12 protein-coding genes are annotated in these 13149 nt (G+C 63.9%); 3 read left to right on the top strand and 9 right to left on the bottom strand.

Translation table 11 applies throughout. The annotated features are described in order from the left end of the window. Positions 1-3 precede the first annotated feature (3 nt). From AC0L3B_RS08130 to AC0L3B_RS08115, 4 genes are all read right to left on the bottom strand, one after another. Positions 4-906 (bottom strand): ABC transporter permease, encoded by a 903-nt coding sequence (locus AC0L3B_RS08130; protein ID WP_018454025.1) that lies wholly within the window; start codon positions 904-906, stop codon positions 4-6. Then, on the bottom strand, positions 903-1820 hold the full coding sequence (locus tag AC0L3B_RS08125; protein ID WP_085361515.1) for an ABC transporter permease: 918 nt from the start codon (positions 1818-1820) through the stop codon (positions 903-905). The genes AC0L3B_RS08130 and AC0L3B_RS08125 overlap by 4 nt, the downstream gene beginning before the upstream one ends. 55 nt (positions 1821-1875) lie before the next feature. Continuing rightward, positions 1876-3225, bottom strand: a complete 1350-nt coding sequence (locus AC0L3B_RS08120; RefSeq protein ID WP_473380265.1) for an ABC transporter substrate-binding protein — start codon at positions 3223-3225, stop codon at positions 1876-1878. A gap of 195 nt (positions 3226-3420) precedes the next feature. Then, complete coding sequence (locus tag AC0L3B_RS08115; protein ID WP_473380264.1) at positions 3421-4722, bottom strand: MFS transporter; 1302 nt, start codon at positions 4720-4722, stop codon at positions 3421-3423. A gap of 352 nt (positions 4723-5074) precedes the next feature. On the opposite strand from AC0L3B_RS08115, the gene AC0L3B_RS08110 reads away from it, so the two are divergent. The 3 genes from AC0L3B_RS08110 to AC0L3B_RS08100 are packed head-to-tail and all read left to right on the top strand — an operon-like array spanning position 5075 to position 8842. Continuing rightward, positions 5075-6289, top strand: coding sequence for an ABC transporter substrate-binding protein (locus AC0L3B_RS08110; protein ID WP_473380263.1), 1215 nt, complete (start codon positions 5075-5077; stop codon positions 6287-6289). Between the two features lie 7 nt (positions 6290-6296). Continuing rightward, positions 6297-8030 carry an FAD-dependent oxidoreductase gene (locus tag AC0L3B_RS08105; protein WP_473380262.1) on the top strand — a complete coding sequence of 578 codons (1734 nt, stop codon included), beginning with the start codon at positions 6297-6299 and terminating at the stop codon, positions 8028-8030. Between the two features lie 17 nt (positions 8031-8047). Next, positions 8048-8842 (top strand): IclR family transcriptional regulator, encoded by a 795-nt coding sequence (locus tag AC0L3B_RS08100; RefSeq protein WP_085385313.1) that lies wholly within the window; start codon positions 8048-8050, stop codon positions 8840-8842. Between the two features lies 1 nt (position 8843). Here AC0L3B_RS08100 and AC0L3B_RS08095 read toward each other — a convergent pair whose 3' ends face one another. The 5 genes from AC0L3B_RS08095 to AC0L3B_RS08075 all read right to left on the bottom strand — a co-directional run bounded on the left by AC0L3B_RS08095 (position 8844) and on the right by AC0L3B_RS08075 (position 13148). Beyond that, the gene (locus AC0L3B_RS08095; RefSeq protein ID WP_085351929.1) at positions 8844-9617 is read right to left on the bottom strand and encodes an SDR family NAD(P)-dependent oxidoreductase; all 774 of its coding nucleotides are present in this window, start codon (positions 9615-9617) and stop codon (positions 8844-8846) included. A gap of 58 nt (positions 9618-9675) precedes the next feature. After that, positions 9676-10266, bottom strand: coding sequence for a thiamine pyrophosphate-dependent enzyme (locus tag AC0L3B_RS08090; RefSeq protein ID WP_143273367.1), 591 nt, complete (start codon positions 10264-10266; stop codon positions 9676-9678). Beyond that, on the bottom strand, positions 10266-10805 hold the full coding sequence (locus tag AC0L3B_RS08085) for a thiamine pyrophosphate-binding protein (RefSeq protein ID WP_018454015.1): 540 nt from the start codon (positions 10803-10805) through the stop codon (positions 10266-10268). The genes AC0L3B_RS08090 and AC0L3B_RS08085 overlap by 1 nt, the downstream gene beginning before the upstream one ends. Before the next feature lie 324 nt (positions 10806-11129). Next, positions 11130-11873: an aspartate/glutamate racemase family protein gene (locus tag AC0L3B_RS08080; protein ID WP_018454014.1), complete on the bottom strand. Its 744-nt coding sequence runs from the start codon at positions 11871-11873 to the stop codon at positions 11130-11132. 9 nt (positions 11874-11882) lie between these two features. Next, complete coding sequence (locus AC0L3B_RS08075) at positions 11883-13148, bottom strand: NAD(P)/FAD-dependent oxidoreductase (protein ID WP_473380261.1); 1266 nt, start codon at positions 13146-13148, stop codon at positions 11883-11885. Position 13149: the final 1 nt, after the last annotated feature.

Raw genomic sequence — 13149 nt, 5'->3', positions numbered from 1 at the left:
AGCTCAACCCTTTGTGCTGCTGCCGCGCTTCTTCTGGATCAGCACGATGCTGCCCAGGCTCGCGCCGATGACAATGAAGGAGACGATGGTAGTCACGGTGCCGAGCGCATAGAGCGAAGGCGAGGTGACGTTCAGCGTCATGCTCCAGATCTCCAGCGGCAGCGTGTTGAGCGAGCCCGCGGTCTGGAGGCTGCGGGCGAACTCGTCGTAGGAGAGCGTGAAGCCGAACAGCGCGACCGCCACCAGGCCGGGTGCCAGCACCGGGATCATCACCAGCCGGATCGACTGCCAACGGCTGGCGCCGAGGTCGTAGGCCGCCTCCTCCCAGACGTGGTTGAAGCGCGACATCACCGCGAACATCACGAGCACGCCGAACGGCAGCGTCCATGACAGTTGCGCGCCGAGCGCCGAGGTGTACCAGCTCGCATTGAGGCCGAGGGCCTGGAACAACAGACCGGTACCGAGGCCGAGCACGAGTCCCGGTGCGACCAGGCTGCCGATCATCATGTAGAACACGACGGTGTCGCCGCGAAAGCGCTTGCGAAAACCGAGCCCGGCCAGGAACGACACCACCACTGTGATGATAGTGACGATGATCGCGAGCTTGATCGAACGATCGAACGAGCCCTTGACGTCGCCGGTCCGCACTTGGGTGAAGAGATCGACGAACCAGTGCAGCGAAGTGCCCTTCATCGGGAACACGAGGCCGCCACGGATGTCCTGGAACGACAGGACGTAGATACAGAACATCGGGCCGTACAGCGCAATCACATAGAACGCGAACAGTGTCGCCAGAACATAGAACGTCCACGGCCGACCGCCCTTGCTCGGCGCAATCGCCTTTGTCACCGGCGCGATCGCCTTTGACACATCAGCCTTGGGCATGTCGGCGAGAACCGCACTCATCGCGTGATCTCCTGCCTGATGTCGACCGTGCGCAGGATCAGCGAGACGATCGCGACCAGCACCAGCGTCAGCAATACTGCGCTCGCCGCCGCGGTCGGATATTGCAGCACGCCGACATCCTCGTAGAAGGCGCTGACCACAGAGGCCGAGCCGCCGCCGGACATCACCTTGACCACGAAGAAATCGCCCATCACGATCGAGACGACGAAGATGGTGCCGAGGGCGATGCCGCTCTTGGACATCGGCACCACGATCAGCCGCATGATGTCGAAACGACTGGCGCCGGCATCGATCGCGGCCTCGATCAGCTTCTTGTCGATCCGTGCCATGGAATTGAAGATCGGCACGATCATGAAAATGGTGAGCTGATGGACATAGGCGATGACCACCGCAAGGTCGGAGAACAGCAGCACCTCAAGCGGCTGGCGGATCACACCGAGTCCCAGCAGCGCCTGGTTGATCAGGCCTTCCTTGCCGAGCAGCGGAATCCAGGAAATCATCCGGATGATGTTCGAGGTCCAGAACGGCACCGTGCAGAGCAGGAACAGGCCAATCGCCAGTAGTTGGTTGCGGACGTGGAAAACCAGGAAGTATGCGACGAAGAAGCCGATGATCAGCGTGAAGATCCAGGTCAGCAACGTGAACTTGATCGTCGCCAGATACAGCTTCAGCGTCAGCGCCGAATGCAGCACCTCGACATAGCTTGCGAGCGTGAAGCCCGGCGTCAGCCCGCCGAAGCCGTCGGTGGCGAAGAAGCTCGCGGCCAGCACGACCAGGATCGGCGCCACGAAGAACGGTACAAGCACCAGCACGAGCGGCGACACGTAGAGCCAGCCGGCGAGATTTGCGCGTGGTGGGGTTTGAGCTGGACTAAGACTTGGCTGCATGTCGGCAAACGCCTCGAAGTCGGTCATTTGGCACCGGCGCATCGCCGCGCCGGCGCTTCGTTCACGTCAGGGAAAGCAGGTTTCAGGCCACCTTGAAGTCGTTCCAGCGCTTGTTCATGTAGGCGGCTTCGTCCATCAGCGTGTTCCAGCAGGAGATGTTCTTGACGCGGTCGAGGAACGAGCCGCCGTCACGCTTGGTGCCGCTCTTCTCCATCGGCACGCCATAGGGGTCGTTGACCACCTCGGGCGCGGGCTGGCCCTCGTACCAGAACGCCCATTCGGCCGCCGTGAGGAATTTCTTCGCAGTCGAGGGGACCGGGCTGTAATAGCCGTAGCGCGCGACGAAACCGCCCTGCCAGCCCGACAGATACCAGTTGAGATATTCGTAGGCCGCGTCCAGCTTCTTGCCGGAGAGATGTTTCATCAGGCCCATGCCGTTGCACCAGCCGCGATAGCCTTCCTTTCCGTTCTTGATGTTGACCGGCGCGTAGACGCAGGGGATTTCCTTCACGCGTACCGCGGCAACCGCCGGCGACCACATCGACTGGATGACCACTTCGCCCGCCGCCATCAGCTGCACCGACTGGTCGAAGGTGGTCCAGGTCGCGCGGAACTGGCCCTGCTTCTTGAGCTCGATCAGCTTGTTGCAGGTGAAGTCGATCTCCTCCTTGGTCATGTTGCCTTTGTTGCCGTACTTGATCAGCCCGGCGCTTTCGAAGCAGAGCGCGGCGTCCATGATGCCGATCGCGGGCACGTCGAGGATCGCGGCCTTGCCTTTGAATTTCGGATCGATCAGATCCTTCCATTCCGTGACTTCATGGCCGACGAGGTCGGGACGATAGCCGATGGAGTCGGCGTTGTAGACCTGCGGCAGGAAGGTCGCCCATTCGGTCACGCCGTCGCTCAAATCGGTCGAATCGGGCTTGGCGATATACATGGCCTCGTAGGGCGAGATGCCCTGGCGCGGGATCTTGTGACCGTCGATCTCGCCCTTGGTGAAGATCGGCAGGATGTTGTCGAACTCCTTGACCTTCTTGACCTCGATGCCCTGGATCACGCCGCGCTTGGCAGCGAGCTTGGCCTGCCAGCCCTCGAGATCGGCGATGTCGACCGTATTAGGCTGGCTTATGAAGCGGTTGATGGCGGCGGAGGTGTCGAGGTTCTGCATCGTCACCTTGAAGCCGAGATCCTTGGCCGCCTGGTCGCCGATCGCCTTTACCACCGAATAGGACACACCGACATGGCGCAGCTCGATGTCCTTGATCTCCTGTGCCCAGATCGTCGGGAATCCGCGGATCGCGTCCGATCCTGCGGCCGCGCCGGCCACCGCCGCAGCGCCCTTCAACAGCGTGCGCCGGCTCAGCTTTTTCGCAGGCTTGTCGCTCGTCCCCGCCGGATTGGCAGTGGATGTCCCCTTGTCCCTGTCAAGCATGGCAACCCTCGTTGGCTACAATGAACGTGCGCACCGGTCGCCATTGACCGGCTGCGGATGTGATCAATTGCGAGGGAGGCTATGGGCGGGAGGTCGTGAAGTAAAATTGGAAGTAAAAATTCGCTGCATAAACGCGGCTAATGATTCGCCCCGCTGCACCGGCTTTTGGCAACGCGCATAAAATGAAGGCGGCCCTTAGGACTTGAGCGAGTCCCGCGCGGTCTCCGGCGCTATCAACGTTGCGATGATGGTGATGACCGAGAGTGCGATGATATACACCGACACCGGCCAGTACGAGGCGGCCCATGCTAGCAGTGCCGTCGCAATCAGCGGCGAGAAGCCGCCGCTCAGCGCGGCGGCAACGTTGGCTCCCAGCGATGCGCCGCTATAGCGCACCTGGGTACGGAACAGCTCCGGCATGAAGGCCGCCTTCGGCCCGAACAACAGCGCATGCGTCAGTGTCATCGTCACGACGAGCGCGAGCGTGATCAGCGCCGGCTCCCTGGTGTCGAGGAACCAGAAGAACGGAAACGCCAGCGCCACCGAGAACACGCCGCCGGCGAGATACAGCGCTTTGCGGCCGAAGATGTCGGACAGCCAGCCTGCGAGGGGCAGCGTCGCGAGCTCGACGAGCGCGGCATAGACCACCGCGTTGAGGATCACCTGCCGCGGAAGGCCGAGCTGCGTCGTGGCATAGACCACGGTGAAAACAGTGAGGAGATAAGCGAGCCCGACTTCGGACACCGTGATGCCGATCGCCAGCAGGAAGCTGCGCCAGTCGCGGCGCAGGACTTCCAGCACCGGCTGCGCCAGCACCCCCTTGCGCTCGAGCACCTCCTTGAAGTGCGGCGTCTCCGCGAGTTTCAGCCGCACGATGAAGCCGACACCGACGAGCAGGATGCTGATCAGAAACGGCACGCGCCAGCCCCAGCTCAGGAAGTCCGCTTCGGGCAGCTGCGTCATCAGACCGAAAATGCCGGTGGACGCGGCGACGCCGACGGGGAAGCCGATCTGCACCAGACTGCCGTAAAAGCCGCGGCGGTTGCCGGCGTGCTCGGCCACCATGACCACCGCGCCGCTCCACTCCCCACCGAGCCCGATGCCCTGGACGAAGCGCAAAATGACGAGGAAGATTGGCGCCCAGACGCCGATCTGGCTGTAGGTCGGCAGGCAACCGATCAGGAACGTGCCCAGTCCCATCGCGAACATGGTCGCGACCAGCATCTTCTTGCGGCCGAGCCGGTCGCCGTAATGCCCGATGATCGCACCGCCGATCGGCCGCGCGACAAAGCCGACCGCATAGGTCGAGAACGCCGCCAGCGTGCCGACCATGGGATCGAAACTCGGGAAGAACAGCTTGTTCAGCACGAGCGCCGCCGCCGTGCCGTAGATCAGGAAGTCGTACCACTCGATCGCGGTGCCGAGCGCGGCTGCCCACACCACATGCGCCGTCGTCGATTTCTCCGCCGCAGTGGAGACTCCCGATGCTGCCGTCATTGCCATCCGCCCCAAGATTCCTGGGCGACATGATGGCCAATCGTTGTGGCGGTTGCAACTTGCGGGAGTGTTAGTTCTCCCAAGATCAGAATGCGAGATTTTCGCGCCACTGCCTCCTCACTGTCGTCCCGGCGAAGGCCGGGACCCATAATCACAGGGAGGAGTTTGGCAAAGACCGGCGCCCCGGTACTGCGACCGCCCGACTTCGAGAGATCACGCGGTATGGGTCCCGGCCTTCGCCGGGACGACGCGGAGCCTTTCTTGTCCATTGACAAACTTATTCGCTAATATCTAACTTGCTGCCACAATAACCGGCCGCGCCAAGCGCGCCCATAAACGAGAGGGAACGACGATGAGAGGGTTTTTGGCCTGCGCCATGCTCGCGGCCATGACTTCGGCTGCCATGACCACCGTTGCGAACGCGCAAATCTCCGACGACGCCGTGCGGATCGGCGTGCTGACGGATCTGTCGAGCTGGGGCCGCGACAACAGCGGGCCGGGCTCCGTGGAGGCCGCGAAAATGGCCTTGGAGGAATTCGGGCCCACCGTGCTCGGCAAGCCGATCGAGATCATCAGCGCCGATCACCAGATGAAGACCGATGTTGGCGTGCAGATTGTGCGCGGCTGGTTCGACAACGGCAAGGTCGATGCCGTCGTCGACATCCCCAATTCCGGCATCGCGATCGCCGTCCACAATATGGTGCGCGAGCGCAACAAGATTGCGCTGCTCTCCGGGCCCGGCGCGAGTTCGCTGACCGACGAGCTTTGCAGCCCGAACACCGTGCACTTCACCTACGATACCTACGCGCTGTCGAAGGTGACGGCCTCCGCCGTGATCAAGGAAGGCGGAAAATCCTGGTACTTCATCACGGCCGACTACGCCTTCGGGCAGCAGCTCGAGAAGGATGCCACGCGCTTCATCAACGAGATGGGCGGCAAGGTTTTGGGCGGCGTGAAGCACCCCACCAATACGGCCGATTTCTCGTCCTTTGCACTCCAGGCGCAAAGCTCGAAATCGGACGTCGTCGCTTTCGCCAATGCGGGCCAGGACACCGACAATGCCATCAAGCAGTCCGGCGAGTTCGGCCTGGTGCAGGGTGGCCAGAAGCTGGTCGGCCTCCTGATGTTCGACACCGATGTCCACGCGATCGGCCTCAAATCCGCGCAGGGTACCTACATGACCACGGCCTCGTACTGGAACATGGACGAGGCGACCCGCGCATGGTCGCGGAAATTCTACGAGCGCACCAAGGTGATGCCGACCATGATCCAGACCGGCGTCTACGGCTCGGTGCTGCATTATCTCAAGGCCATCAAGGCCGCCGGCACCGATGATCCCGCCAAGGCGATGGCCAAGATGCGCGAGCTGCCGATCGAGGATACATTCGTTCATGGCGGACGCTTGCGGGAGGACGGCCGCGTCATTCGCGACATGTATCTCGCCAAGGTGAAAACACCCGAGCAGTCCAAGGAACCCTGGGATTATTTGGAGATCATCAAGACGGTGAAGGGCGAGGACGCCTTCCGCCCGGTCTCCGAATCCAAATGTCCGTCGCTCAAGAAGTGAGGCCTGCATGACCGGCAACGGGCGCAACGCAATTGAGACTTACGAGTGCGATGTGCTCGTGGCCGGATCGGGCTGCTCCGGCATGTCGGCCGCGATCACCGCGCGCTATCGCGGCCTCGACGTCCTGATCGTCGAGAAGGAGCCGCGCTTCGGAGGCACCACCGCCCGCTCCGGCGGCTGGCTCTGGATTCCCGGTACCTCGCTGGCCAAGGCCTACGGCATCGAGGAGACACCGGAGCAGGCGCGGACTTACCTGCGGCACGAAGCCGGCAACAACTTTGACGCCGCGCGCGTCGATGCATTCCTGAGCGCCGGACCCGAGGCGGTCGATTTTTTCACCAGCAAGACGGCGCTCCGCTTCGACATGCCGCTGGTGTTCCCGGACTATCACGCCGAGGCGCCCGGCGGCGCCCAAGGCGGTCGTTCGATGGTGGCGCGCCCGTTCGACGGCCGCGAACTCGGCGACCGGATCAAGGCCCTCGGCACGCCGCTGCCCGAGCTGACCGTATTCGGCATGATGCTCGGATCCGGCAAGGACATCGTCCATTTCATGCGCGCGACGAAGTCCCTAAGCTCGGCGGTCTATGTCGCAAAGCGCCTGTCGCGGCATCTGATGGACGTGCTGCGCTATGGCCGCGGCATGACGCTGACCAACGGCAATGCGCTCGCCGGGCGCCTGGCAAAATCGGCCCAGGATCTGAAGATACCGATGTGGCTGTCCGCGCCGGTGCGCGAGCTCACTGTCGAGAACGGCACTGTCACGGGCGCCATTGTCGCCCGCGAGGGACGCGACGTCCGCATTCGTGCGAGACAAGGCGTCGTGCTCGCCTGCGGCGGTTTCCCGCATGATGTCGAACGGCGCAAGAAGATGTTCCCGCACGCGCCGACCGGGAACGAGCATTTTTCGCCGGGACCGACCGGCAACACCGGCGATGGGCTGCGGCTCGCAGAACGCGCCGGCGGACATGTCGAGGACAGGCTGCCGAACGCGGCAGCCTGGGTCCCGGTCTCGGTCACCAAGCGCAAGGACGGCTCAAACGGCGTGATGCCGCATTTCATCGACCGCGCCAAACCCGGCGTGATCGCGGTGATGCGTGACGGCAAGCGCTTTGCCAACGAGGGCAATTCCTATCACGACTTCGTCCAGGCCATGGTCAAGGCGGCGAAACCCGGCGAGGAGATCGCGGCGTACCTGGTCTGCGATCACCAGACCCTGCGCAAATACGGCCTCGGCTGCGTGCCGCCGTTCCCGATGCCGCTGGGTCATCACCTCAAGACCGGCTATCTCATGCGCGGAGAGACGCTGGAGGCGCTCGCGGCAAAGGCGGGCATCGACACCATGGCGTTCGTCGAGACCGTCAAGCAGTTCAATGCGACCGCACCACACGGGCACGATGCCGCCTTCGGCAAGGGCTCGAAGGCCTATAACCGCTACCAGGGCGATGCGCTGCACGGCCCGAACCCCTGCGTCGCGCCGATCGAGAACGGCCCGTTCTACGCCATCAAGATGGTGGTCGGCGATCTCGGCACCTATGCCGGCATCGTCACCGACGAGAACGCGCGGGCGCTCGATGCGGAGGGACGGGTGATTCCCGGGCTCTATGCCGCCGGCAACGACATGGCGAGCATCATGGGCGGCAATTATCCGGGCGCCGGCATCACGCTTGGGCCGGCGCTGACCTTCGGCTACATTGCCGGCCGTCACCTCGCCGACAGCGCCGCCAAGCGCAACGCGGCGTAAGCCACGCCAGGAAGCGCATGAAGAGAGAAAGCCGCGGCATCCAGTCGATCGAGGTCGGCGGCGAATTGCTCCGCGCCCTCGCCCGCAGCGGCGAGCCGATGATGCTGCGCGATCTTGCACGCGAGGCCGGCATGACGCCGGCCAAGGCGCATCCCTATCTCGCCAGCTTCTCCCGCATCGGCCTGATCGAGCAGGACGAGACCACCGGCCGTTACGAGATCGGCGCACTGGCGCTGGAGCTCGGCCTGATCAGCCTGCGCCGACTGTCCGGCGTACGCATCGCAGGACCGAAGATCGCGGCGCTCGCAAGCCAGATCGGGCATGCGGTCTCGCTCGCGGTCTGGGGCACGCACGGCCCCACCGTGGTGCAGCTCGAAGAACCCGGCCAGCCCGTTCACATCGTGATGCGCGCCGGTTCGGTGATGGCGCTGCTGGAGACGGCCACGGGCCGCGCCTTTGCGGCCTTCCTGCCGGAGAAGACGATCAACGCCGCGCTCGAAAGCGGCCTCGATCGTCATGGCGTCGGCTATAATCCGAAGCGCGCCGTGAAAGGCGCGAAGGTCACTGAGATGCTCACAGAGGTCCGCAAGCACGGCCTCGCCCGCGCGCTCGGCGACCCCCTGCCCGGCGTCAACGCATTCTCTGCGCCGGTGTTCGATCATTCCGGCCATGTCGCGCTGGTAATCACCGCGATGGGGCCGGAAGGCACTTTTGACGCGCGCTGGGACAGCCCGATCGCCCATGCGCTACGCGATTGCGCGGGCGGCATTTCGAAACGACTGGGTCACGGGATGACGGCTGCGGCGGAGTGATCTACTTCACCGGCACCGTGTAATTCAGAATCAACCGCCCACCATCTGGATAGATCGTCTGCCCCGTGATGTAGGACGCATCGTCACTCGCAAGAAACGCGACGACGGAGGCAACTTCGCTCGGCTCGCCGCCACGGCCGGCCGGCGTGCGTGACATCACGGTCTTGCGGGCATCTTCCGAGGTGTAGATGGACGATGCCACCATGTCGGTCAGAATCGTGCCCGGCCCGACCGCGACGACACGAATATTGTGCGGAGCGAGTGCGACGGCAGCGACCGAGGTGAGCTGCTTCATGCCGCCCTTGGACATGGCGTAGGTCGCAAGCGCCGGGATTGCCAGCAGTGCATTGACCGAGGACATGTTGATGATGACCCCGCCGCCGCCTTGCGCGATCATCTGCTTCGCCGCCGCCTGCACGCCGAAGAACGCGCCCTTCAGGTTGATGCCGATGATTTCATCGAATTCTTCTTCGGAGATCTCCAGGAGGTCCCGGTTGCGAGCGACGCCGGCATTGTTGACCATGATATCGAGCCGGCCGAACTCTTTTGCGGCAGTTGCGACCAGCTGGTCGACATCGGCACGCTTTGCGACATTGCCGACGACAGTGCGCAAGGCATCCGGTCGCGCGAGTTCGGCGGCCGTCGCGGCCAAGCCCTCGGCATCGACATCCGAGATGACGACCTTGACGCCGTCGTCCAGGAATCGCTTTGCGCAAGCCTTGCCGATACCGCGCGCCGCGCCGGTGATGGCGGCGACCTTGCCGGATAGTTTCATGGTCTCACTCCAGAGTAGCTGCTTCGACAGCAGACTGTCGCCGGGCGAGAAACCCGGCTCAGACCGACGCGAAGCTAAGATGAGCACGGAACCGGTTCTTGATAAAGACGGCATCGCGCGAGGGTAGCGAGCGCGGCGGATTTTCGGCCAGAACCTTGATGACAAAAAGGCGCGGGCCATCGGCCGGCTCGTCGAGCTGCGTCGCCAGACGTTCCACCTCCTCGAGCGTCCGCACGGTCCCGGTCGCGGCAAAGCCGCAGGCCACAGCGATCGCAGTGAGATCGACGCCGCGCCCGGTGTGGCTGGCCTGCATACCGGTCTCGCCAAAATGCTGGTTGTCGATCACGACGATGTCGAGATTGCGCGGGCGCGCGACGCCGATGGTGGCGATGCCGCCGAGGCCCATCAATTGCTCGCCATCCCCGGTCAAAGCGAGGACGCGCTTTCCCGGCTGGGCTTGCGCGAGGCCAAGCCCGATCAGCGCGGCGCCGCCCATGGCGCCCCAGAGATAGAAATTGCCGTCATGGTCGCCGACCGAATGAAGATCATAGGTCGGCGAGCCGAGGCCGGACACGACCAGCGTGTCCTTGCGATTCTTCAGGAGCGCGGCGACGGCGGCGCGGCGGTCGAGCTGAGCTTGCATTGGCATCACCACTTCTTCTTGCCGATCAGGCGTTGCCCGATCAGCACCGCGATCTGCTGATCGGAATCGTAGGCGAGCGCTGCGGCCGATTCCACGGTCTCGACCAGATCCTCCGCCGTCTCCGCGCGCATCACCTTCAAACCAATCGCTTCCAGCGAGGGCTGCGTCGCACGGCTCATCGGCACCTGCCAGGGATTGAACTCGGCCCATTCGCCGCGCATCGTCACCAGCATCAGCAGTGGAAATCGTCCGATCGCCGACAGCGACAGCATGTTGATGCAATTGCCGACCCCGCTCGACTGCATCAAGAGCACGCTACGCTGGCCGCCGAGCCAGGCGCCTGCGGCGATGGCGACGCCCTCCTCTTCCGTCGTCAGCACGTTGGTGGTGACGTCGCGGTCGGCGGAGAACAGGCGGATGAGCTGGCTGTGACCGGCATCGGGAACGTAGGACATCTGCCGCACGTCGGCGGTTTTCAGGATGCGGTAGAGCTCGGACGGCCAATCGTCTGCGCGCGTGTCGGGATTGGATTGAAGGCTGTGCACCGCTGGTCTCCGTGGATTTCGAGAGGCACTCTAGCGATGTTCAGGCGCCAAAGCTCTGACCGTCTGGCGCGATCAGGTATCGAGGGATTGTATAGCTGCCTCTTCCGCTGCCGGTGGGACAGCGCACGATGCGCATGGCTGCGCCCTCTCCCCTTGCGGGAGAGGACATCACCGCTGACAGATACAAACTCATTTGGGTGACGGGTATCTCTCCGCGGACTCATCCGCATCCATATGCGCGGAGAGATATCCTCATCCGGCGCTTCGCGCCACCTTCTCCCGCACGGGGAGCAGGAAGAGGAGTCATAGACAACTTCTCGACCTCTAGCCAAACTGGCGCGGCCGCAGCCCGGCATGAAACCAGGTGATCATGGAATAGATATCGTAGACGGGCAATCCGACCTCGGTCTGAAGCGCCGCTGCATAAGGCGGCATGTTGGTGCATTCCAGCACGATCGCGCCGACATCCGGGTTCCTGGCGATCAGCTCCTTGCCGGCCTCGACCACGTCACGTTCGGCCTGCGCGATGTCCATGTCGTCCTTCTCGGCTTTGATCAGGACGCGGAAGAATTCCTTGCCATGCTCGGTGCCGACCAGCGGCGTATCGAGCGGCACGCCGGCGCCTGCGAGATGAGCCGGCGTCAAGGACGCACCGGAGACCGTGACGAGGCCGACGCGCTTGCCCGGCGGCAAGGTCGCCTGCACCCACGGCACCTGCATCAGTGACGAGGTCGCGACGGGAACGCCGACCGCAGCTGCGATCTCTTTCTGGAACAGCGAGAGGAAGCCGCAGTTGGTGGTGATGGCTTCGGCCCCGAGCCGCACCAGATCCTTCGCCGCATCGATGAAATCAGGCAGCAGACCGGCGGCGCCCTTCAGCACCACCTTCTCCGGCGAGGCACCGCTCACCACGCGATAGAGCACAGGGAAAGGCCAGGTGGTGCCGTTGCCCATGTCGCCGGGAATGCGGGGGAAGCGCGCCTCCAGCATCAGGATGCCGAGCGGCGCTCCATAGATGGCCTTGCCGCCGCGGGCGATTCGGGGGGACGAATTGGCTGGAGCGGTCATGATGCGATCTCAGAGAAAACGATCGGGCGAAAACGGTGCAAGCGGAATTTCCGGCGGCTTGCCGCTCAGAAGCTGGGCGACGAGACGACCGGTGCGCGCCGAGCCGACCAGGCCGATATGGCCGTGGCCGAAGGCATAGACGATGTCGCGCGAGGCCCGCGCGTAACCGATGCAGGGACGTCCGTCCGGCATGCTCGGCCGATGGCCGAACCAGGTCTTGATACGCGAAGCCGGAATGTCCGTCGGCAGTTTTGGGAACATGCTGAAGAGTTTGTCGCGCAAAATCTCGGCCCGCTTCCAGTTTGGTTCGGCCTCGAGGCCTGCGATCTCGACCGTGCCGGCGGCGCGCAAACCCCTGTCGGTCCAGTTCACCACCATCTTCGCATCCGAGGCCATCATCGAGCTGCGTGGCCCCGATTCCGGATTCTCGATCATGACGTGATAGCCGCGCTCGGTCTCCAGCGGCAGCGGATCGCCGATGGACGCCGAGAGCCGCTTTGAATGCGCACCGGCGGCAATCACCGCGGCATCGCACGCAATCTCGCCGGTCTCGGTCAGGACAGCCACGAGCTTGTTGCCGGATAGCCTCAGCCCAATTGCCTTGGCCCGCACGAGCTTGGCGCCGCTTGCCCGCGCATGCTGCGCGAGCGCGGCGACATAGGCACCCGGGTCGCGGCAGCGACCGGCTTCCTCCACCACCACACCGAAAGTGTAGCGCGGATGCAAATCAGGCTCGCGCTGACGCATCTCGTCGGCCGAAAGCTCCAGCCATTCGACACCGACGCGCCTACGCACGCGCCAGCCGAGATCATCGTCGAAATTGCCGCGCGACGGAAAGACATGCATCACGCCGTTACGCTCGATCAATTCAGGGACGCCCGCCTCCTCCGCGAGCTTCCTGTGCAATAGTGGCGCGTCCTTCAGGAGATCGCGCAGCGCGAAGGCCGTCGTCTCGACCCGCGCCTCGGTCCAGCCCGAGAGCAGATATTTGACCAGCCAGGGCAGCGCCTTCGGCAGATAAGACCAGCGGATCGCGAGCGGCCCGAGCGGGTCCACCAGATAACCCGGCACCTTCTTCCAGACACCGGGCTCGGCCGGCGGGATTACCGAATGCGAAGAGAGCCAGCCGGCATTGCCGTAGCTCGCCGCCTGTTCGCCACCGGGCTCGCCGGCGTCGATCAGCGTGACGCGATATCCCTCGCGCAGCGCCTCGATGGCGCTGATCACGCCGACCGCGCCGGCACCGATGATGGCGACGTGGCGGCCCTCCGACATC

The sequence above is a fragment of the Bradyrhizobium sp. Kon56 genome (assembly GCF_055807635.1).
This window is presented reverse-complemented; position numbering and strand designations above follow the sequence as displayed.